Below are 20,551 nucleotides of genomic sequence, written 5' to 3'. Positions count from 1 at the left end.
TTATTCAGCTATGGCGGTGGTGCGTAGCCTTACCTCATCTTCGGAACTTTCCGGAGAGCCGCTCGGTGGCACTGGATGCGTCCGCGAGAGGCGCGACAGCGACATTCGGGGTGACCCGTTAGGGCATGAGGGGAAACAACAATGAAGTTCTCGAACACTAACCGTCGCCGGATCGTGCTGGTCGCGAGCGTGGCCGCCCTGGCGCTGCCGACCGGGGCCTTTGCCCAGGACCAGGCCGCGACGGACGACAACGTCATCCAGGACATCATTGTCACCGCCCGCAAGCGCGAAGAGCGGCTGCAAAGCACGCCAGTCTCCGTCGCGGCCTTCAGCGCCGATGCGTTGATCAAGCAGGGCGTCGACGACTTCTCGGAGATCGCCGCGCGCGTCCCGGGCTTCACGCTCAATCCCGACAACATTTCCGAACCCAATGTCTTCCTGCGCGGCATCGGCACAGACATCGAAAGCGCCGCATCCAATCCGGCGGTCGGTTTCTTTCTCAACGACGTTTATCTTTCGCGGGCCCAGGGCACGGCGATGGAGCTGTTCAACCTGGAACGCGTCGAAGTCGTGCGCGGTCCGCAAGGCACGCTTTATGGCAAGAACGTCGTCGGCGGGGCCATCAACTTCGTCGCCAAGAAACCGACCCATGAGCTGACCTCAAGCGTCGAGAGCACGGTCGGCAACCACAAGACCCTGGAGGCCAAGGCCTCGGTGTCCGGCGGTCTGACCGAGACCTTGTCCGGTAGTATCGCCGCCTCGGCGCGCAGCCATGGCGGCTATGCCTACAACACCTATACCAAGTCAGACATGGAAGACCTGTCTGCCTTTGGCGTGCTTGCCCAGCTGCGCTACCAGCCGTCGGGCGACCTGGACGTCCTGCTGACCGGCGACCTGACTCGCCACAGCGGCGGTGGTCACTGGATCGATATCCAGACCCCGTCCGCCCACAACGTGCCGTTCGTGAACCCGGATCGCCGCAGGGGCGCCAACAACATCGACGGTCATCAGAACGCCGATCTGGGCGGGGTTCACCTTAGTGTGGACCGCAATATCGGTTCGGGCCAGCTGTCTTCGATCAGCGCCTATCGCGAAGCGACCTTCACAGCGCGCAACAACGACGCCGGCAGCTTCATCGACTTCACCAGGCTGGCCTATGCGCCCGATGGTCGCGTCGACTTCTTCTCCATCGATGGCAGCTTGTTCAACGACGACTACTACATCAACGACAAGGCCGAGAAGGCCAAGACCTTCTCGCAGGAGTTCCGTTACGCCTCGGAACTGGAAGGTCCGTTCAACTTTATGGCCGGCCTCTACTACCTGCATGAGGATGTGGATCGTACCGAGCGGGCTGACTACATCTTCGTCGACTACTACGCCCAGGGCGCTGATATCGCCCAGACCCGGGTGAAGTCCGACACCTATGCCGCCTTTGTCGAAGGCTCCTATGATTTCAGCGATACGGCCGGGATCACTGCCGGTGTCCGCTACACCAAGGACAAGAAGAAGTTCTCGGCCTATCGCGAGACCATCGGCGACTTCCTGGGCGCCAATTTCGAGGACGACGCAGGCAAGTCGGTGATGAAGTTCTCGGCCCGCGACACCGAAAGTTGGTCGGCCTGGACGCCTAGCGTCAACCTGCACTGGCAGGCCAGCAAGGACGTCTACACCTATGCCCTGGTCTCCAAGGGCTACAAGAGCGGCGGCTGGAACGGCGAGAATGCCACCAACCCCGGCGAGGCGCGCAACGCCTATGATCCGGAATTTGCCTGGAACTACGAGCTGGGCCTGAAGACCGACTGGTTCGGCCGTCGTCTGCGCGTCAACGCCACGGGCTTCTGGACCGAATATACCGACCTGCAGACCCAGCAGTTCGTGATCTTCGATCCCAACCTGCCGGCCGACAATGTCATCGCCAACGCCGGCACGGCGCGAGTCAAGGGCGTCGAACTGGAGACCATAGCGGCACCGATGCGTGGCCTGACACTGTATGGCAACTACACCTACATGAAGGGTGAGATTACCGGCGACCTGATCTCGACCCGGTTGGCCTACGATCCCAGCTGCTATTGCAGCGTACCTATCCCGACCAACCTGAAGGGCAACCAGCTTCGGCGGACGCCCAAGAGCAGCTTCAATTTCGGCGGCAGTTTCGAGCGGCCGGTCGGCGACAAGCTGAACGTCTTCCTGCGGGCCAACTACAGCTACACGGGCAGCTTCGAGTTCGACAACGAGAACAACCCGCGCACCCATCAGGACTCGGTCGGTCTGGTCAATGCCAGCCTCGGCTTCGGCGACCAGGATGGGAACTGGGAGCTGGCCCTTTGGGGCAAGAACCTGGGCGATGAGCTCTACGAAACCGGCAAGTCCGACGTGATCGGCTCGGTGCTGGTCTCCTATGGCGCGCCGCGCACCTACGGCGTCACTCTGCGCTGGAAGCACTGAGGCCGGCATGACGAACCCGGCTCCGATGATGCAACACGACCTCGCGGGCGGCGCTCGCATCGGCCTCATCGGAGCCGGGTTCGTCGCCGCTACACTGCACCTCTGCCATTTCCCAACCGGAGTAAGCGTCATGTCTCGCAAATCGGCCCTTCGGCTTACCGCCGCCTTCACCCTGGCGATGCTCATGGGAAGCGGCGCGGTCGCCCAGCAGTCGCACAAGCCGACTGACATCCGCGATCCTTCGGTCAAGGCCTGGCACGACCTGACCTATGACGCTCCGCCGCCCATGCCCAAGCCCGGCGTCGACTATGGCTATGACGAGAAGACTGGCGTTTTCACCCATCCGCGCGCGACGCCGCTGCTGGAAGGTGATGGCGTCAACTTTCCGGGTCAGCTGAAGGGTTGGGAGCAGAAGTCCTACGCCAAGAACATGTCGCTGATCGCCTTCTATCCGAACGCGACCTCGCCGTTCCACACCTGGCAGAACATCGCCGACTTCAACGGCCGCCGGTACCTCTATATCTACGACCGCCGCAATATCAGCGTCTACGACATCACCGATCCCACCAAGGGCAAGCTCCTGGTCCATCGGGGCGACATCTGGACCGGCAAGGGCATCGAGGGTCAGGAGAACCCACTGCCCGAACACGAGATAATCGGCGCGGCCTCGATCCAGTGGAGCAAGGATCTGGGCAAGTACGTGATGATCCAGTCCAACGAGGTGCAGCGCTTCGGCATCTACGACGACAAGATGACCGAGCCGGACGGCGTCGCGAAGTTGCGCAACTGGCCCTATCATAAGGGCTTCAAGGTCTATGCGATGAACGGCCCGCTGCCCGACCAGTGGGAACTGCTGGCCTCGCGCACCACCGACTACAAGCACCCCGACGCGCCGGTGGGGCAGCAACAGGGCTCCGGCTCGTTGGACGTGCCGGCCTGGTTTGGCGGCAAGTACATGTTCCTGTCGGCCGCGCCGGACGACAGCTTTGGCCTGACCGAATATCCCAACTACCTGCACAGCCCCGGCTATCAGAGCTGGGACGTCTCCGACCCGAAGAACCCCAAGTTCGTCCAGCAACTCTCGGTCCCGGGCCAGATCATCGGCAGCAAGGCTGAGGAAGACGCCTATCTGATGAACCCACGAGCCGGTAACCGCACCTCATGGATGGGCTCGCGGATGCCGCTGTTCCTCCCCAAGCCGGTGGAGCAGGGCGGCAAGGTCGGTTTCGCGGCCATGGGGGGGCTGGGCCTTTACACTGTCGATCTCAGCGATCCGGCCGACATGAAGGTGATCGGCCATCTGGCTTTGCCGCCGAAGTTCGCGGGCACCGAGGCCGACAATGTCGACGTTAGCCAGTACGAGCGTACCGGCTACATCTTCATGAACGGCTACCCCATGAACGATGACTGCTACGAGCCCTACAAGGACATCTTCGTCATCGACGCCAAGGACTTGGCCAACCCGAAGATCGTCGCGACTTTCCCGCGTCCCACCCCGCCGAAAGACGCGCCCTATAACGACTTCTGCCAGCGCGGCGGCAGCTTTGGGCCCAAGCGGCCGGGCTACCACACCCAGCCGGGCCGCTCTCGCGAGGGCGTCGTGCCCTACGCCTTCTACAATGCCGGCGTTCAGCTATTCGACGTCAAGGATCCGACCAAGCCGTCAATTGAAGCCTATTACGTGCCGCGTTTCCCGACCGACGCGGAAATGCCCGACTATGTGAAGGGCAATCTCGGCTACGGCATTTATGTCGAATACGACCGTAATGTCGTGTGGCTGTTTACCAACCACGGCTTCTACGCCCTGTCTTCGCCTCTACTGGGCAAGCCAATGCTGACCGCCCCGGCCAAGGCCTGGCCGCCGCGCGACTGAGCGAATGACCATTGTCTGCACTCTCTAAGCAGCAATCGATGACCTGCGTTTGGTCGCGACCGAAATTGGGCACAGGAGATGATCAAAGTCGACAACGCCTTCGGCCGGAAAATCGCAGATGCGCAGACTGCGCTGGATCGTTCGCTGGCCATCATCGAGTTCGACCCCAGCGGCGAGATCCTCAGCGCCAATGCCAATTTCTGTCGGGCCATGGGCTATCACCGCTCGGAGACCGGCATCGTCGCCATGGTTAGCCAGATCGACATCCTGATCACCGAAATTGCGCAGTCGTCGTGGGAGCAGGCCACAGGGCTTGGCGAGGTCAATGTCGCCGTCAACCAAATGAACAGGTGACCCAGCAGAACGCCGCGATGGTCGAACAGACCAGGGCCGCTGAGGGCAACTTGCAGACCGGAGCCGCTGAATTGCGCCAGATGATCGCCCGCTTTCAGGCCACGGCAGGCCGGGGACGCGGAGCCCCGTAGCGAGTTCCAGCCAGCCGACCAGGCTCTCGGGCTCAGACCGCTAGGGCTCCGGCTCCGCGCCCGCGCGCCACCCCGATAGTCCGCAGCAACACCGCTTTCGCGGTCGATAGCTGAGAAGAAATTTGATGAATGAGCAGGGCCTTTACGCTCCCCAAAAGGGGCCTTGCGAAAGAAGCCGCCAATGGCTGAAGAGTTAGTATCAGTCGTGCGCTATCAAACTGGCCTATTCACCGCTTTGATATGTGTTCTGGTGTTTAAAGACCATTCAGGCCGCACAGCTTTGAGTGAAGCGCTTAGGGTTGCCTTTTTCTAAGATAGAGGACCGAAGCCGACATGTTCAAGTTTCTGGCGGCCTTGCTGCCCTATCTGCCCGCCAATGCCGATCAGCGTCACAAGCAGGTATTCACGCGCCTCGGTGTGATGGTCATCTTGATCTGGGCCCTGCATCTGACCTCGCGGGATGACCTGATCGGGATGTGGCTGCTGTTCAGTCTTTCGGCCCAGGCCCTGGAATTGTTCGCAGTCAGGCCCTTCGCCAAGGGGCGTATGCCGGTCCGCCACGTCGAGGCCCGGGCCCTGTTGATGCTGGTCTCCGTCTTGACCATGGGGACGATCCACGCCGGAGCGGCGACGTTCCTCTGGTACAGCAACCAGCCGTCCCTGATGACCTTCGGCCTTCTGCTGATGGCAGGCGGGCTGCTAAAAAATGTTTCCTCGGGTGTCGACAGCCGGTCGCTGTTCTATCTGGGAGCCGCACCCTATGTGGTCAGCCTAGCTATCTTGCCGCTCTGGTTGTGGCGCAGCTCCTATGGCCAGATGGCGATCCTGGCGGCGATAGTCCTTCTCTTCACGATTGCGGTTCACGACACTTGGTCCCAGTTACACAGCGCGCGGAAGGCCGAGGTTGCGGCCAACAAAGAATCGGAAGCGCGCCGTATCCAGGCCGAGGCTGCCGTAGCCGACCGGGCGGCCATGGCGGCCATTGTCAGTCATGAACTGCGTACGCCGCTATCCGCGATCCTGGCCGGAGCCCATCTGATCCGTCGGGGCGTTCCACCGGCCCAGACGGCCGCTTCTGCAGACCTGATCGTCGACGCCGGCCAACTGATGACCGGACTGCTGACCGACCTGCTTGACCAGGCCAAGATCGAGGCCAAGGCCATGAGTCTGGAAAGCCGCAATTTCGACCTGCTGGGCGCGCTGGGTGACGCCACCCGGTTCTGGACCGCCCAGGCCGTCGCCAAGGGGCTGGTTCTGCGCCAGGGTCCAGAGGACCAGGCACTGGTCTGGGCCCAGGGCGATCCGTTCCGGCTGAGGCAGATCCTCAACAATCTTCTGTCCAATGCCGTGAAGTTCACAGACGAGGGGGTCATTGACCTGCGTCTGGCGGTCTCGCCGCTGGCGGACGGCCAGCTGCAGATCGTCATTGAGGTGCAGGACCATGGTGCCGGTATCCCGCCAGAGGCCATGGCCCGCCTGTTCACGCCCTACAGCCAGGCCTCGCAGGAAACCGCGCGCACCTATGGCGGCACGGGCCTGGGCCTGACCGTGAGTCGGGAACTGGCGCGGCTGATGGGCGGCGAGCTGGACGCCCGCGCGGCCGAACCCCGGGGCGCGATCTTCCGCCTCACCCTGACCCTGCCGGAGGGCCGACCGGAAACGGCGGCCGGCGCAGTGCGGGACGAGGGCGCAACTCCCCGGATGTCGAGCCTCAGGGTGCTGGCCGTCGATGACCACGAGGTCAATCGCCGTACCCTGGCCCTGGTGCTTGAACCCCTCGGCGTCAGTCTGTCGACGGCCTCGGATGGACTGTCGGCGCTGAAATGCCTTGCCGCCGAACGGTTCGACATCGTGCTGATGGACGTCAACATGCCCGGCCTCGACGGCTGCGAGGCCACCCGGCGACTGCGGGCGAGCGATGGTCTCAATCGCCATACGCCGGTGATCGGCTTCAGCGCCGGCGTGGCAGTCGAGGAGGTCAAGGCTTGCCGCGATGCCGGCATGACCGACTGGCTGGCCAAGCCGCTCGATATCCGCGCGCTCTATGACGCCCTGGACCGCGCCGTCGCTGCCTGAGACACTTTTAGTCTCCTGCAGACCCGGCTTGGAAAAGCCGGCCCCTCTCGGTGACCAGCACCGCGATCAGGCCTGCTGCGCCAAAGCCCTTGAAGCCCAAAGTCAGGGGCACCACCGTGCCGTCGAACAGCTGGCCGATCCAGAAGCCGAACAGGGCCCCGCCGAGGGTGGCGATGAAGCCCTGCACCGATGCCCCCGTGCCGGTCAGCGGGCCCGGGGCACCATGCCGAGGGCACCGAAGTTGGACATGGTCAGGCCAAGGCAGAATATCATGCCCGCCTTCATCAGCGAGAAGCTCAACAGCGTCTCGTGACCGGTCAAGGCGATCAGGAGCAGGTTGACCAGTAAGCCTCCCGCAAGCCCTGAGCGATTCAGATGATTGGAGGGCGGCCCGCCCAGCCTGATGGGTTTACACGCCAGACCTAACCCATTGAATCCGTTAACGCGCTCCTGGCAGGGGTTTACCGTACATCCCATTGAAAGAGCTTACTTTCTGTCTCCCCACCCGGCCTACCAATCTAACCCCCTGATCGCGGGTTTGGCGTCTTCGCCAGGAACCAGGCGTCTTGATCGTGGGCAGGGTTCCTCGCGGATCGTTTCCGACCTCACAAACCCCAGAGTGAACCAACCGTTTTGCCCGACTGTGTCTGGACGTGAGGCTAGTCCTGTTGCTCGCGTCGACGCTTGGCCGCACGGCTGCGTCGCTGACGCTCGAGGGCGGGTTCGACAAAGGGCCATGCGAACAGGGCCGCCAGGATCAGGATGATCGCGATGGCTAGCTTCGGCATCTTTTGAACTCCCCCAAGTTCGTATCTCGCGCTCGTGGTCGTGATGCAGCGGCAACCAAGTTCAACCACCGAACGGCTGATTTGCATGGTAAGTTTTTCTGAGGTCGTCGGTGGAGAATTCTCCATTGACCCCACCAACGCGGTGGGGATTAAAGCAGCCTAGCTTCTCGGCCCGTGGACCTCTCTGTGGGCGAGGTGCGTTTCACACCGGACTTCGCCGGAACAGGACGACGATCAGACGATGACCGCCGAGACCGCCGCCGCGATCCGCCCAAGACATCCGGGGGGCGCCCCTGCCGCCCGAAGACCACTGTTTCGACGTCGCTCGGCCATCCCGGGCTTCACCCTGACCTTGGGCGTGACCCTGACGGTCCTGTCGCTGATCGTCCTGATCCCGTTGTCGGCCGTGGCGCTGAAAGCCGCCGAGTTGTCGCCCGCCCAGTTCGTCGCTGCGGCATTCTCCGAGCGGGCCCTTGCGGCCTATCGCCTGACCTTCGGCGCCGCCTTGGTCGCCGCCGCCGTCAACGGCGTGTTCGGCGTGCTGACCGCCTGGGCGCTGGTGCGCTACGAATTTCCGGGCAAGGCCCTGGTCAACGCCCTGGTCGACCTGCCATTCGCCCTGCCCACGGCCGTGGCCGGTATCGCCTTGGCTACGCTGTATTCGCCCAATGGCTGGATCGGCGCCTATCTGACACCTCTGGGGATCAAGGCGGCCTACAACCCGATCGGCGTGACCATCGCGCTGATCTTCATCGGCCTGCCGTTCGTGGTCCGCACGATCGAGCCGGTGATGCGCGACCTCTCGGACGACGTGGAGGAGGCCGCCGCCAGCCTCGGCGCCGGCCGGATCGCCACCATCCTGCGCATCATTCTTCCGGCCCTGGGTCCGTCCTGGTTGACCGGCTTCGCCCTGGCCTTCGCCCGAGGGATCGGGGAGTACGGCTCGGTGATCTTCATCGCCGGCAACATGCCCTACAAGTCCGAGATCGCCCCGCTGCTGATCATCATCCAGCTGGAGCAGTTCGAGTATGCCAACGCCGCCGCCATCGCCCTGGTGATGCTGGGCGTGTCGTTCCTGATGCTGCTGGTCATCAACGCCGTGCAGGCCTGGGCGAGACGGTTCTCCTGATGGCCGCTCCGCGTCTCTCCACCGAAGATCCGACTTGGGCCAAGGTCCTGATCATCACCCTGGTCCTGGCGTTCCTGGGTCTTGTCCTGATCCTGCCGCTGGCCGCCGTGTTCGCCGAGGCCCTGCGCAAGGGCCTGCAGCCGGCGCTGGACGCCATCGCCAATCCCGACGCCATCGCCGCCGTCAAGCTGACCCTGCTGACCGCCGCGATCACCGTGCCGTTCAATATGGTGTTTGGCCTGTGCGCCGCCTGGGCCGTGGCCAAGCACGAGTTTCCGGGCAAGAGCCTGCTGATCACCCTGATCGACCTGCCGTTCTCGGTGTCGCCGGTCGTCGCGGGCCTGATCTATGTTCTGGTCTTTGGCCTGCAGGGCTGGTTTGGCGACCATCTGGTCGACAACGACATCAAGATCATCTTCGCCGTGCCCGGCATCGTGCTGGCGACCATCTTCGTGACCTTCCCCTTCATCGCCCGCGAACTGATCCCGCTTATGCAGGAGCAGGGGACCAGCGAAGAGGAGGCGGCCGTCTCGATGGGGGCCTCCGGCCTCTACACCTTCTGGCGGGTGACCGCGCCGAACGTGCGCTGGGGCCTGCTGTACGGCGTGTTGCTGTGCAACGCCCGCGCCATGGGCGAGTTCGGCGCCGTGTCGGTGGTCAGCGGCCACATCCGGGGCCTGACCAACACCATGCCGCTGCACGTCGAGATCCTCTACAACGAGTATGACTTCGTCGGGGCCTTCGCCGTCGCCGCCCTGCTGTGTCTGCTGGCGATCGTGACCCTCGTCCTCAAGACCGCGCTTGAAGTCGCCCAGCCCGGCTCGCGCCGGCGCAGCGGCCACTGATCGGAACGCCAGACCTCATGACCATCTCCATCCGTTCCGTCGAAAAGAAGTTCGGTCGCTACCCGGCGCTGGACAAGGTCGGGCTCGAGATCGCCGACGGCGAGCTGCTGGCTCTGCTCGGCCCTTCGGGCTCGGGCAAGACCACGCTTCTGCGGGTGATCGCTGGCCTGGAATTCCCCGACGCCGGCCAGGTGCTGTTCCACGACCAGGACGTCACCTTCGCCTCGGCCGCCGCACGCCGGGTGGGCTTCGTGTTCCAGCAATATGCGCTGTTCAAACACATGACCGTGGCCAAGAACATCGCGTTCGGCCTCGACGTGCGCAAGGGCAAGGACAAGCCGTCCAGGGCCGAGATCACCAAGCGCGTCGACGATCTGTTGCGCCTGGTCGAGCTGGACGGTCTGGGCGGTCGCTATCCCTCGCAGCTATCGGGGGGGCAGCGTCAGCGCGTGGCCCTGTCACGGGCCCTGGCCGTCCAGCCCAGCGTCCTGCTGCTGGACGAGCCGTTCGGGGCCCTCGACGCCACGGTCCGCAAGTCGCTGCGCAAGGAACTGCGCCGGGTGCATGACGCTACGGGCGTCACCACCATCTTCGTCACCCACGACCAGGAAGAGGCCCTCGATCTGGCCGACCGGGTGGCCATCCTGAACCACGGCGTCATCGAGCAGGTCGGCACGCCGGCCCAGGTGCATGACGAACCGGTTTCGCCGTTCGTCTGCGGCTTCGTAGGTGAGGCCAACCGGTTCGAGGGCGAAATCTCGAAGGGACGGTTCAGCGCGGGGTCGATCTTCCTCCCAGCGACAGGCCTGGCCGACGGCAAGGCTGTCGGCTTCGTGCGACCCCATGATATGGTGCTGGACGAGGCGGGCTTCGCCGTCCAGGTCAACCGCGTTCATGTCCAGGGCGCTTTGGCGACAATCGATGGATTGACCACGGACGGTCGCCGGATCGAGGTGACGGTGTCACGCGACCAGGCCGATCAGTTCACCGGCGCGGTGAAGCTGTCGGCCCGCAAGGCGCACGTCTTCCCGGCCTAGGCCGCTATTGCTGCTGTTGTTGTTGCTGCTGGTGCACATCGTGGCGGAGTGCGGCGGCGTTGTCCGGGCGACGGCGTCCGCCCGCGAAGTTGGGTCGCGCCATACGCAGGAACTCTGGCTCGGCCACGGCCGCGCGGGCCCGCCGCACCGAGACGCCCACCGCCAACTCGCTGTCTGAATCGCCCTTGTAGACGCCGCGCGAGGGCGTGACGTCGGCATAGTCGCGGCCCACGGCCACGGCCACGTGGCGCTCGCCGGTCATCATGTTGTTGGTCGGGTCAAAGCCCACCCAGCGCAGGCTGGGCAGGAACACCTCGACCCAGGCGTGGGTGGCGTCCGGATCAGAGCGGTCACCCGCGTCGCGGTCGGTGAACAGATAGCCCGACACATAACGCGCCGGGATGTTCCACGACCGGCAGATGGCCAGCATGATGTGGGCGAAGTCCTGGCAGACCCCGCGCCCGGCGCTCAGGGCCAGATCGATAGGGCTGTCGGCGTCGGTGACGCCCGGCTGGTACTCGAACGCCTGATAGATGGTCGCCGACAGCATCCGCATCGCCGTCAGAGGATCCTTGCGGCGCAGGTCGTCCAGGCTGTGCTCGTTGACGAAGGCGTCCAGCGCCTCAGTGGTCTCGACGAAGCCGTGCATCCGCAGGAAGTCGAAACACTCACCGCGCACGAACTCGCTGCGCAGCCGGTCCCATTCACCCATGTCCAGGGCGTCAGGGCGCTCGCCGGGCGACTCGGTCTCGACCGCCGAGCGGGCGACGATGGTCAGCTTGTCGTGCGGGTGGGGTACATCGAAGTGATAGACGGCGTTGCCGAAGCTGTCGGCATAGGAAAACACCTGGGCCGCCGGATTGATCTCCAGCTCGAAACTGATCAGCCGCTGGCGGGCGGTCTTCTGGGGCTGCATCCACAGCTCCATCAGGCTTTCGCGAACCGGCCGCTCGTAGTGGTACTGGGTGACGTGACGGATTTCGAGGAGCACTGGGAGAGTCCTTACTTGGTCGCGTGACGGGCGCCGAAACCGCTGACACTTTCGGCTGTCACGCTCGCGGTCCTAAGCCGGAAGACGCATTTCGAGCGGATAGGCCACGAAGGTCTCATAGATCGCTTCGTGGATGCGTGCGCACTCGTTGACGACGGTGGTGAGCAGCGCGCCGGCCCCCTGGTTTTCCAGTTCATTGATGTCGGCGAACTGCAGGCGGGCTTTCAGGCGTCCGGCGATGCGTTCAGGCCCGGCCCCTTCGCCCCCGGCCCGGCGGGCCAGCACGCTGAGATTGGCCTCGATCTGGGAGGTGGCGAAGCGGATCGAGCGCGGGAAGTCCTCGTCGAAGACCAGAAACTCCAGGATGTGCCGGGGCTCGATCTCGGCCGTATAGACCCGCAGATAGGGCTCCAGGGCGCAGGCCATGCGCAGCAGGCTGACCAGGGCGATGTGGTCGTTGATCTGCCGGCCGGGCGTTTCGGCGAAGCACACCTCCAGCAAGCGCGAAACCAGCTGGGCGCGCTCCAGATACATGCCTAGCATCATGAAGCGCCAGCTCTCGCCGTGGCTCATGGTGGTGTCTGCCGCACCCTTGAACAGGTGCAGGTCGGCGATCACGTCATGCAGGAAAGTGGTCGAGGCGTCGGCGAAATCACGCTTGGCGTTGACGTCGGTGACCTTGAGATAGAGCAGGTTCAGCCGCTCCCAGGTCTCGGTGGTGATCTGGTCGCGCACCTGGCGGGCGTTTTCGCGGGCGCGGGCCAGGGACGAGACCACCGAATTGGGGTCGGAGCGATCTAGCACCAGGGCCTCTGCAGCCTCGAACGACCCAACGGCGCTGCTCATTTCCGGCTCACCGACCGCCGACAGGGCGATCCAGACTGCCTGGACGCCGGCGTCGGTCTGGTCGAGCGTGGCGTTCAGCATCACGCTGGACAGCCGCGACAGGTGTTCGGCGCGTTCAATGTATCGGCCCAGCCAGTAGAGGCTGTCGGCCACCCGAGCGAGCATCATGCGAGCGACCCCTTGTTGCGGGACTGAGCGAGCATCACGCGAGCGACCCCTTCTTGCGGGACTGAGCGAGCATCATGGGCGTGTGCTCCCATTGCCATTGGAGCCATTGGCCGGCCCCTCATCTGCCAGCACCCAGGTGTCCTTGGATCCGCCGCCCTGGCTGGAATTGACCACCAGCGAGCCGCGCTTCAGGGCCACGCGGGTGAGGGCGCCTGGCGTAACGATGGTCTTCTCGCCCGACAGGATGAAGGGGCGCAGGTCGACGTGGCGGGGCTCGATCCGGCCATCCACCAGGCAGGGCGCGGTCGACAGCTGGATGGTCGGCTGGGCGATATAGTTCTCGGGATCGGCCTTGATGGCGATGGCGAAGTCGTCGCGTTCCTTCTGGGTGGCGTGCGGGCCCACCAGCATGCCGTAGCCGCCCGATGCGCCGACGGCCTTGACCACCAGCTTGTCCAGATTGGCCAGCACATAGCCCAGCTGCACCGGCTCGCGGCACAGGAAGGTCTCGATATTGGGCAGGATGGCGTCTTCGCCCAGATAGTAGCGGATGATCGCGGGCACATAGGCATAGACGGCCTTGTCGTCGGCCACCCCGGTTCCCGGCGCGTTGCAGATCACCACATTGCCGGCCCGATAGGCGTTGAACAGGCCCGCCGCGCCCAGCGAGGAGTTGCGCCGGAAGGTGAGGGGATCGATGAAGTCGTCGTCCACCCGGCGATAGATCACGTCCACCCGACGGATGCCCGTGGTCGTGCGCATGTAGACCATGTTGTCGTGGACCACGAGATCGCGGCCCTCGACCAGGGGCACACCCATGAGGCGCGCCAGATAGGCGTGCTCGTAATAGGCCGAGTTGTAGACGCCAGGCGTCAGCACCACGACCTGCGGGTTGGGCCGCCACTCGGGGCTCATGCTCTTCAGTGTGGCCAGCAGCAGGTCGGGATAGCGCTCGACCGGCCGTACGCCGGCGGCGCGATAGGTGCCCGGAAAGGTGCGCTTGGCGGCGTCGCGGTTGGCCAGCATGTAGGAGACGCCCGAGGGTACCCGCAGATTGTCTTCCAACACCGCGAACTGCCCGTCCTGGCAGCGGATCAGGTCGCTGCCGCAGACATTGGCGTAGGATTTGTGCGGCACATAGATGTGCTGCATCTCGCGGCGATAGGACGGGGCGCCCAGCACCAGTTCGCGCGGCACCACTCCGTCCATCAGGATCTGCTGATCGCCATAGATGTCGGCCAGGAACAGGTTCAGGGCCAGCAGGCGCTGGGTCAGGCCGGCTTCGATCTTGGCCCATTCCTGGGCGGGGATAATACGAGGAAAGAGGTCGGTCGGAATGATCCGTTCGGTGGTGTCCTCGCCGCCGCCATAGACCGTGAAGGTGATGCCCTGCAGCAGGAACGACCGCTCCAGGGTCTGCTGGCGCCCTGCCAGCTCGGCCCCGCCCAGGGTCGACATGCGGGCATGCAGGGGATCGTAATGCGAGCGCACCGCGCCACCGGGCGCGAACATCTCGTCGTAGGCGACACCGGGCAGGTAGGCCGCCTCCGTCAGGGGAAGGGTCGGTGCATCCAGATCTTGAATTTTCGCAGCCACGCCTTCGTCCACGCTTGTTTTGCCTTGGGCTCCGTCGAGTCAGACGCGCCGCCACTAACCCTAGAACGTCGCGGCGTCTGAAGTCGGCGATTTTCGCCGCCGCCGCGTCAATGCGCACGACTGCCTGTCATTTGGGCGCCTTTTCAGCATCGAGGGAAGCGCTCGCCGTCTTCCGTCCCCTGCATTTCCGGCCGTGACAGCGGCGAGACCGGCGACTACAGGGGAGCGGGGGCGCTCCGCGCGGGGATACACGGCTTGGTGCGTAGACGATTGGCCCTCGGGATCGCGACAGCGGCTTTGCTGGCCGCGGGCGGCGCGTGGGCGGATGAGCCTTCGGCGACGATCACCGGGGTGGAAGACAAGGCTCTGCGCGACGCGATCATGCGCGTGCTCTCGATATCCAAGACCGCGCCCCAAAGCCGCGCCGAAGCCCGCCGCCGCGCCCGTGACGCCGGCGACGACGTGGTCGCGGTGCTCCGCGCCGAGGGCTATTACGCCTATGCCGTCGAACCCGACATCAGCGAAGACGATCCGCCACGTGGCGTCGTCAAGGTCTTGCCAGGGCCGGTGTTCGTGCTGGCCGATCCGACCATCGTCTGGCGCGGTTCGCCACCCGACGAGGGCGTGAGCCAGAGAGCCGTCTCGGCCATGAGCCTCACACCCGGCGAGCCGGGCCGCGCCGCCGACATTCTGGGCGCCGAGGGCCGGGTGATCGCTCAGGTCCAGCAACTGGGCTATGCCGATGTCGCCGCTGAACCGCGCGAGGTCGTCGTCGACCATGCCGACCATACGGTGCGCCCCACCTTCACTATTGCCGCCGGGGACCTGACCCGCCTGGACGGCGTCGAGCTGATCACCACGGGACGCAGCAACCCGGCCTGGGTCGCCCATCTGACGCCGTGGAAGGGCGGTGACGTCTACGATCCCGAGGATATCGCAGAGCTGGAGCGTCGGCTCCGGGACACGGCCGTCTATGATTCGGTATCGGTCTCGATCGCGCCGCGTGACAAAAGTCTCCCCGATGGCCGCCGGCCGGTGGTCGTGAACCTGATCGATCGGCTGGAACGCACGATCGAGCTGGGCGCGGGCTATTCGACCAGTGAAGGTCCGGGCGTTGATGCGCGTCTGATCCGCTACAACCGTCTGCATCGGGCCGACACCACCACCTATACCGCCCGCCTGGCCAAGCTGGAGCAGCGGCTGGAGGGCGAGGTGGCCCTGCCGCACTGGCGCAAGCCCCAGCAGACCCTCAAGCTGAACGGCGCCGTGTTCCGCGAAACCACCGACGCCTATGACGAAACCGGCGCGACGATCAGCGCCGACCTGACCCAGCGCCGCAAGACCACCTCTTATCGCACCTATGGCGTGGCTCTGGACCTTTCGCAGTCCGAGCAGCTGGAATCCACCAGCGCCGGCTCGGTCAAGACAACCCTCAACCTGGCCACCCTGACCACCTTGGGTGCGATGGCGTGGGATCAGTCGGATGACATCCTGGACCCGACGCGGGGCTGGCGCTTCGAGGCGCGGGCTGAGCCGACCACCAGCTTTGGCGACACCACCCTGGCCTATCTGCGCGCCCAGGTTCAGGGCTCGGCCTATCTGCCGTTCGGAGAGCGGGCCGGCACGGTCTTGGCCGCCCGCGTCAAGGTCGGGGCGATCTTTGGGGCCCTGGTTTCGGAAATCCCGGCCTCACGGCGCATGTTCTCGGGCGGCGGCGGGTCGGTGCGTGGCTATGCCTATCAGGCCATCGGGCCGCGCCTGGCCGACAACACCCCGCAGGGCGGCGTGTCGCTGGTCGAGACCTCGTTCGAGGTGCGTCACCGTTTCACCCAGCGTTGGGGTGGCGTCGCCTTCGTCGACGCAGGCGCCATCGGTCCGGAGCGCAAGCCCGATACCGAGGACTTCCGCTTCGGCGCCGGCATCGGCGTCCGCTACGACTTGGGCTTTGGCCCGATCCGCGCTGATATCGCCATCCCGCTGGGCAAGCGCGCCGGCGACCCGGCCTTCCAGATCTATCTCAGCATCGGGCAAAGCTTTTGACCGACGCGCCTGAACATCCCATCGAAGAGGCGGTCGAGAGCGTCGTCGAGGTCGCCAAAAAGGTCGGGGGCCCCGGCTGGCTGATGATCGTGTCGATCGTGGCGGTGGTGATCGTGGCGGTGTTCTTCGGCGGCCTGCGCTACGGACCGATCACGCCCCAGGGCCGTATGTTTCTGGAGGCCCGGGCCAGCGGCTTGAAGCTGGGTCGCATCGGCCGGCTGAAGATCGAGGGCCTGTCGGGCGATATCTGGAAGGATTTCGCGGTCCGCCGCCTGACCATCGTCGACGAAAAGGGCGTCTGGCTCGAGGCTCATGACGTCCGGGTGGCCTGGCGACCCGCCGAGCTGTTTGGCCGCCGCTTCCACGCCGAACGCATCGACGCGCGCGATGTCATCCTGCTGCGCCGCCCGACCCTGACGCCCAAGGGTAAATCGGGGGCCGCGCCGGTTTCGGTGGATCTGGACGCCTTCGCCCTGCGGCTGATCACCAGGCCCGAGTTCAGCCGCCAGGCGGGCGACTTCGATGTGGTCGGCGCCTATGAGATGGCGCGACAGGGCGGCAATAAGGGCCGCATCGGCGTGGCCAGCCGTCTGCACCGCGGCGATCACCTGACGCTGGACTTTGATCTGGGCCGCAACGGCACGCTCCGCCTGAACGCCGACGCTGTGGAGGCCAATGGCGGCGCCATCGCCGGCGCCCTCGGCCTGCCCGTCGACCGTCCCTTCGACCTGAAGGCCAGGGCCGACGGGGCGATGAACAAGGGCGCGTTCAGCGTGACGGCGAAAACCGGCAAAGACACGCCGCTGGACGCGACGGGATCATGGACGCCGCAGGGCGGTTCGGCGCGGGGGCGTATCGATCTGGGCGCCTCCAGCCTGACGCGTCGGCTGGAGACCATGTTTGGCCCCGAGGCGGCGTTCACCGTCGACGGGCGCAAGGCGACCGGCGGCCTCTATGACCTGACCACCCATATTCGCGCCGAGAACCTGGTGCTCGACTCCCGGGGACTGGCCGATATCGGCAAGAGGCAAACCGGTCCGGACGGCCTGCCGTTCACCGCGCGCATCGGTTCGCTGAAGAAGATCGTGTCGATCCCGGAAATGGGGACGGGTCTGGTCGAGGGCCGTTTCCGGCTGGAGCCGGGCGGCTTTTCGGTCGAGGGCGACGTCGACGTCTCCAATCTTTCGCTGTTGGGCTACCGGTTGGCGCGGGCGAAGGGCCCGGCCATGGTGCGGTGGTCGAAGGGCGAACTGACGATCAAGGCACAGGCTGCGGCGCAGGGCGGCGGCGGAAGCGGCGTATTGGCCGTGCTGGGCGCCAGCCCTAAAGCTACGTTCGAAGGCGCGCGTCTCAAGGACGGGCGGTTTCTGATCCGCTCGGCGACGGTTACCGGCCCCAATCTGGTGGTCACCGGCGAGGGTGATCGCGGCATCCTGGGCGGGCTGAACTTCAAGGGCGAGGCGCGGGTCGCCAGCCTGGCGCCGATCCGCGCGGGCGCGCGCGGCACGCTGGTTGCGAAATGGTCTGCCGGTAGCACCAACGGCAAGCCCTGGGGTTTCACGGTCGACGCCAAGGGCCAGGACTTCGCGGTCGGTCTGGCCGAGCTGGACCGGCTGCTGGGCAAGGCCCCGCGCCTGAGCGGCAAGGGCGCCTGGAGCGACGGCGTGCTTTCCGTCGCCGACGCCAGGCTTGAGGGCTCGGCGGCCGAGGTTCGCACCTCCGGCGCCCTGCAGCGCGACGGTGGCCTGGGCTTCAAGCTTGACTGGACCGCCACCGGACCCTTCCGGGCAGGCCCGATCGAGGTGACGGGCAAGGCCAAGGGCGACGGTGCGGTGACCGGAACCCTGTCGGCGCCCAAGGCTGACCTGACGGCCGATTTCGACTCCATAGATTTGCCAAAGCTGCCCCTGACCAATGCGCATCTGGTGCTGACCTTCGCCCGCACGGCCGGCGGCGCGGATGGCGTGGCGCGACTGACCGGGCAAAGCAGCTATGGCCCAGCCAAGGCAGGGGCGGCCTTCCGCTTCGCGACAGGCGGGCTTGATCTCAGCGACGTGGATCTCGACGCCGGCGGCGCCAAGGCCAGCGGCTCTGTCTCCCTGCGCGGTCGCCGTCCGGCTTCGGCGGATCTGGCCGTGGCCATCGGCCCGGGGGCCTTCCTGCCGCAGGGCCGGGTGTCGGGCTCGGCGAAGATCGTTGATGCTCCAGGCGGCGCTCGCGCGACCCTGGACCTGACCGCCGAGGACATCTCAAGCGGCGGCTGGACGGTGCGCTCGGCCCGCCTCAAGGCCGATGGTCCCATGGCCAACCTGCCCCTGACTCTCGACGCGCAGGGCCTGGCGCCCGGCGGCCGGTGGCGCGTGGCGGGATCTGGCGCCCTGGCCCAGTCCGGCGAGGACTACGCCCTGTCGCTGGACGCCGCCGGTCGCATGGGCCGCACCGACGTCAAGACCCGCGAGGCGGCCCTGGTCCGGTTTGGCGGGGCCTCGTCCGTCACACGACTGCGGTTGCTGATCGGTGATGGCCAGGCCGACGTGGACGCCGACCTGGGCGGCGAGACCGCCAGCCTCAAGGCGCGCCTGGCGGGTGTCAGCCTGACCGCCTTCGATCCCGACCTGGCCGGCGACATTGACGGAACCGTCAACCTGCGTGGCCAGGGCGAGACCCTGCTGGGCGATTTCGCGGCCAGGCTGACAGGTGCGCGCGAGCGTGGCTCCAAGATCGAGCAGTCGCTGGACGCCAAGATCCAGGGCGACCTGAAGGACCAGACCCTGACCCTCGTCGCCGAGGGCGCAAACCGTCAGGGTCTGAAGTCGGAAGCCCGACTGACCCTGCCGGCCGAAGCTTCGGCCCGGCCGCTGCATCTCGCGATCGACCGTCGCCGGCCGGTCACGGGAACCTTCAAGGCCCAGGGCGAGATCAAGCCGCTGTGGGACCTGTTGCTGGGCCCAGAACGCTCGCTGTCGGGCAAGATCGACGCCGAGGGGACCCTGGCCGGCACCTTGGCCGATCCGCGTCTGGTGGGGCGGGCGTCGCTGGATGGCGGTGGCTTCGAGGAAGGCCGGACGGGGCTGCGGCTACGCAACATTACCCTGCGCATGGCCTTGGCCGACAACGCCATCGACGTCAGCCAGGCCTCTGCCGAGGACGGCCTTGCCGGCGCTCTCACAGGCGGCGGGCGCATCAGCCTAAACCGCGACGGCGTCAGCAGCTTCAAGCTGGACCTGAAGGGCTTCCGGCTGATCGACAACGACCTGGCTACGGCGACCGCCACCGGACAGGCCACCGTCAACCGGTCGGCCGACGGCAAGGTCAAGCTCAGCGGCGACCTGACCATCGACCGCGCCGACGTGTCGGCCCAGAGCAAGACCCCGGCAGGCGTGGTCAGTATGGACGTCATCGAGCGCAATCGTCCCACCGATCTGGACCAGGGCACGCAGCCGCGTCGCGCCAGCCCTGGCGGCGGCATTGCACTGGATATCAATCTGAAGGCCCCGCGCCGTGTGTTTGTGAGGGGGCGCGGCCTGGACGTCGAGCTGTCGCTGGACGCCCATGTGGGCGGCACCTCGTTTTCGCCCAACCTCGACGGCGTGGCCCGCATGGTGCGCGGCGAGTACGACTTCGCCGGCAAGCGCTTCGAGTTCGACGACAATGGCGTGGTCACCCTGTCGACCCAGCTTGACCGCATCCGCCTCAACCTCAGCGCCCGTCGCGAGGATTCCTCCCTGACCGCCATTGTCAGGATCCAGGGCACGGCCGCCAAGCCCGAGATCACCCTGACCTCGACCCCGGAACTGCCCAGTGACGAAGTTCTGAGCCAGGTGCTGTTCGGCGAATCGGCCGCCCAGCTTTCGCCGATCGAGGCGGCGCAGCTGGCCTCAGCCCTGGCGGCTCTGGCGGGCGGCGGCGGCTTTGACGTGATCGGCAATCTGCGCAGCTTCGCGCGGCTGGATCGCCTGGCCTTTGCCGAGAGCGCAGCGGGCATGACGGTGGCCGGCGGAAAGTATGTGACCGACGACGTTTATCTGGAGATCATCGGCGGCGGGCGCGAAGGTCCCGAGGCCCAGGTCGAGTGGCGGATTCGCCGAACCCTCTCGCTGGTCTCGCGTCTGGGCAGTCAGGGTGACGCAAAGCTTTCCGTTCGCTGGCGAAAGGACTACTAGAGGGCAAGGCTGTTGCGCGGGCGCCCGGTTACCTCCTCAGAGGAAACACGTTTTACCCGCGGCCCTTGG

Annotated in this window: 13 protein-coding genes and 1 pseudogene; 9 read left to right on the top strand and 5 right to left on the bottom strand. The window is 65.7% G+C overall.

Translation table 11 applies throughout. From position 1 onward, the window contains the following. Window positions 1-141: 141 nt before the first annotated feature. The 4 genes and pseudogenes from ACN2C8_RS09585 to ACN2C8_RS09570 all read left to right on the top strand — a co-directional run bounded on the left by ACN2C8_RS09585 (window position 142) and on the right by ACN2C8_RS09570 (window position 6,879). The gene (locus ACN2C8_RS09585) at window positions 142-2,445 is read left to right on the top strand and encodes a TonB-dependent receptor (RefSeq protein WP_419255689.1); all 2,304 of its coding nucleotides are present in this window, start codon (window positions 142-144) and stop codon (window positions 2,443-2,445) included. A gap of 130 nt (window positions 2,446-2,575) precedes the next feature. Beyond that, window positions 2,576-4,318, top strand: a complete 1,743-nt coding sequence (locus ACN2C8_RS09580; RefSeq protein WP_419255688.1) for a hypothetical protein — start codon at window positions 2,576-2,578, stop codon at window positions 4,316-4,318. A gap of 78 nt (window positions 4,319-4,396) precedes the next feature. Beyond that, window positions 4,397-4,803, top strand: a pseudogene (locus ACN2C8_RS09575) (hypothetical protein). A gap of 333 nt (window positions 4,804-5,136) precedes the next feature. Further along, window positions 5,137-6,879 carry an ATP-binding protein gene (locus ACN2C8_RS09570; protein WP_419255687.1) on the top strand — a complete coding sequence of 581 codons (1,743 nt, stop codon included), beginning with the start codon at window positions 5,137-5,139 and terminating at the stop codon, window positions 6,877-6,879. Window positions 6,880-6,886: 7 nt separating this feature from the next. Here the strand turns inward: ACN2C8_RS09570 and ACN2C8_RS09565 are convergent, their stop codons facing one another. Together ACN2C8_RS09565 and ACN2C8_RS09560 are read right to left on the bottom strand one after the other, a co-directional pair. Next, window positions 6,887-7,066, bottom strand: coding sequence for a hypothetical protein (locus ACN2C8_RS09565; RefSeq protein WP_419255686.1), 180 nt, complete (start codon window positions 7,064-7,066; stop codon window positions 6,887-6,889). A 472-nt stretch (window positions 7,067-7,538) separates the two neighbouring features. Beyond that, window positions 7,539-7,667 carry a hypothetical protein gene (locus tag ACN2C8_RS09560; protein WP_419255685.1) on the bottom strand — a complete coding sequence of 43 codons (129 nt, stop codon included), beginning with the start codon at window positions 7,665-7,667 and terminating at the stop codon, window positions 7,539-7,541. A 241-nt stretch (window positions 7,668-7,908) separates the two neighbouring features. On the opposite strand from ACN2C8_RS09560, the gene cysT reads away from it, so the two are divergent. Genes cysT through ACN2C8_RS09545 form a run of 3 tightly spaced genes read left to right on the top strand, consistent with a single transcriptional unit; the run spans window position 7,909 to window position 10,678 of the window. Then, the gene (gene cysT / locus ACN2C8_RS09555) at window positions 7,909-8,796 is read left to right on the top strand and encodes a sulfate ABC transporter permease subunit CysT (protein ID WP_419255684.1); all 888 of its coding nucleotides are present in this window, start codon (window positions 7,909-7,911) and stop codon (window positions 8,794-8,796) included. Further along, window positions 8,796-9,641, top strand: coding sequence for a sulfate ABC transporter permease subunit CysW (cysW, locus tag ACN2C8_RS09550; RefSeq protein WP_419255683.1), 846 nt, complete (start codon window positions 8,796-8,798; stop codon window positions 9,639-9,641). Before cysT ends, cysW begins: the two co-directional genes overlap by 1 nt. 17 nt (window positions 9,642-9,658) lie before the next feature. Then, window positions 9,659-10,678 (top strand): sulfate/molybdate ABC transporter ATP-binding protein, encoded by a 1,020-nt coding sequence (locus tag ACN2C8_RS09545; protein ID WP_419255682.1) that lies wholly within the window; start codon window positions 9,659-9,661, stop codon window positions 10,676-10,678. A gap of 4 nt (window positions 10,679-10,682) precedes the next feature. Here ACN2C8_RS09545 and ACN2C8_RS09540 read toward each other — a convergent pair whose 3' ends face one another. The 3 genes from ACN2C8_RS09540 to ACN2C8_RS09530 form a co-directional block, all read right to left on the bottom strand. Next, window positions 10,683-11,669, bottom strand: coding sequence for a transglutaminase family protein (locus tag ACN2C8_RS09540; RefSeq protein ID WP_419255681.1), 987 nt, complete (start codon window positions 11,667-11,669; stop codon window positions 10,683-10,685). Window positions 11,670-11,741: 72 nt separating this feature from the next. Next, window positions 11,742-12,683, bottom strand: a complete 942-nt coding sequence (locus tag ACN2C8_RS09535; protein WP_419255680.1) for an alpha-E domain-containing protein — start codon at window positions 12,681-12,683, stop codon at window positions 11,742-11,744. Window positions 12,684-12,755: 72 nt separating this feature from the next. Then, complete coding sequence (locus tag ACN2C8_RS09530) at window positions 12,756-14,279, bottom strand: circularly permuted type 2 ATP-grasp protein (RefSeq protein ID WP_419255679.1); 1,524 nt, start codon at window positions 14,277-14,279, stop codon at window positions 12,756-12,758. Between the two features lie 255 nt (window positions 14,280-14,534). Between ACN2C8_RS09530 and ACN2C8_RS09525 the strand changes: the two genes are divergently transcribed. Together ACN2C8_RS09525 and ACN2C8_RS09520 are read left to right on the top strand one after the other, a co-directional pair. Next, window positions 14,535-16,319 carry an autotransporter assembly complex protein TamA gene (locus ACN2C8_RS09525; RefSeq protein ID WP_419255678.1) on the top strand — a complete coding sequence of 595 codons (1,785 nt, stop codon included), beginning with the start codon at window positions 14,535-14,537 and terminating at the stop codon, window positions 16,317-16,319. Then, window positions 16,316-20,482: a translocation/assembly module TamB domain-containing protein gene (locus tag ACN2C8_RS09520; RefSeq protein ID WP_419255677.1), complete on the top strand. Its 4,167-nt coding sequence runs from the start codon at window positions 16,316-16,318 to the stop codon at window positions 20,480-20,482. Before ACN2C8_RS09525 ends, ACN2C8_RS09520 begins: the two co-directional genes overlap by 4 nt. Window positions 20,483-20,551 lie beyond the last annotated feature (69 nt).

The sequence above is a fragment of the Caulobacter sp. ErkDOM-C genome, assembly GCF_048541825.1.
GTDB lineage: Bacteria > Pseudomonadota > Alphaproteobacteria > Caulobacterales > Caulobacteraceae > Caulobacter.
This window is presented reverse-complemented; position numbering and strand designations above follow the sequence as displayed.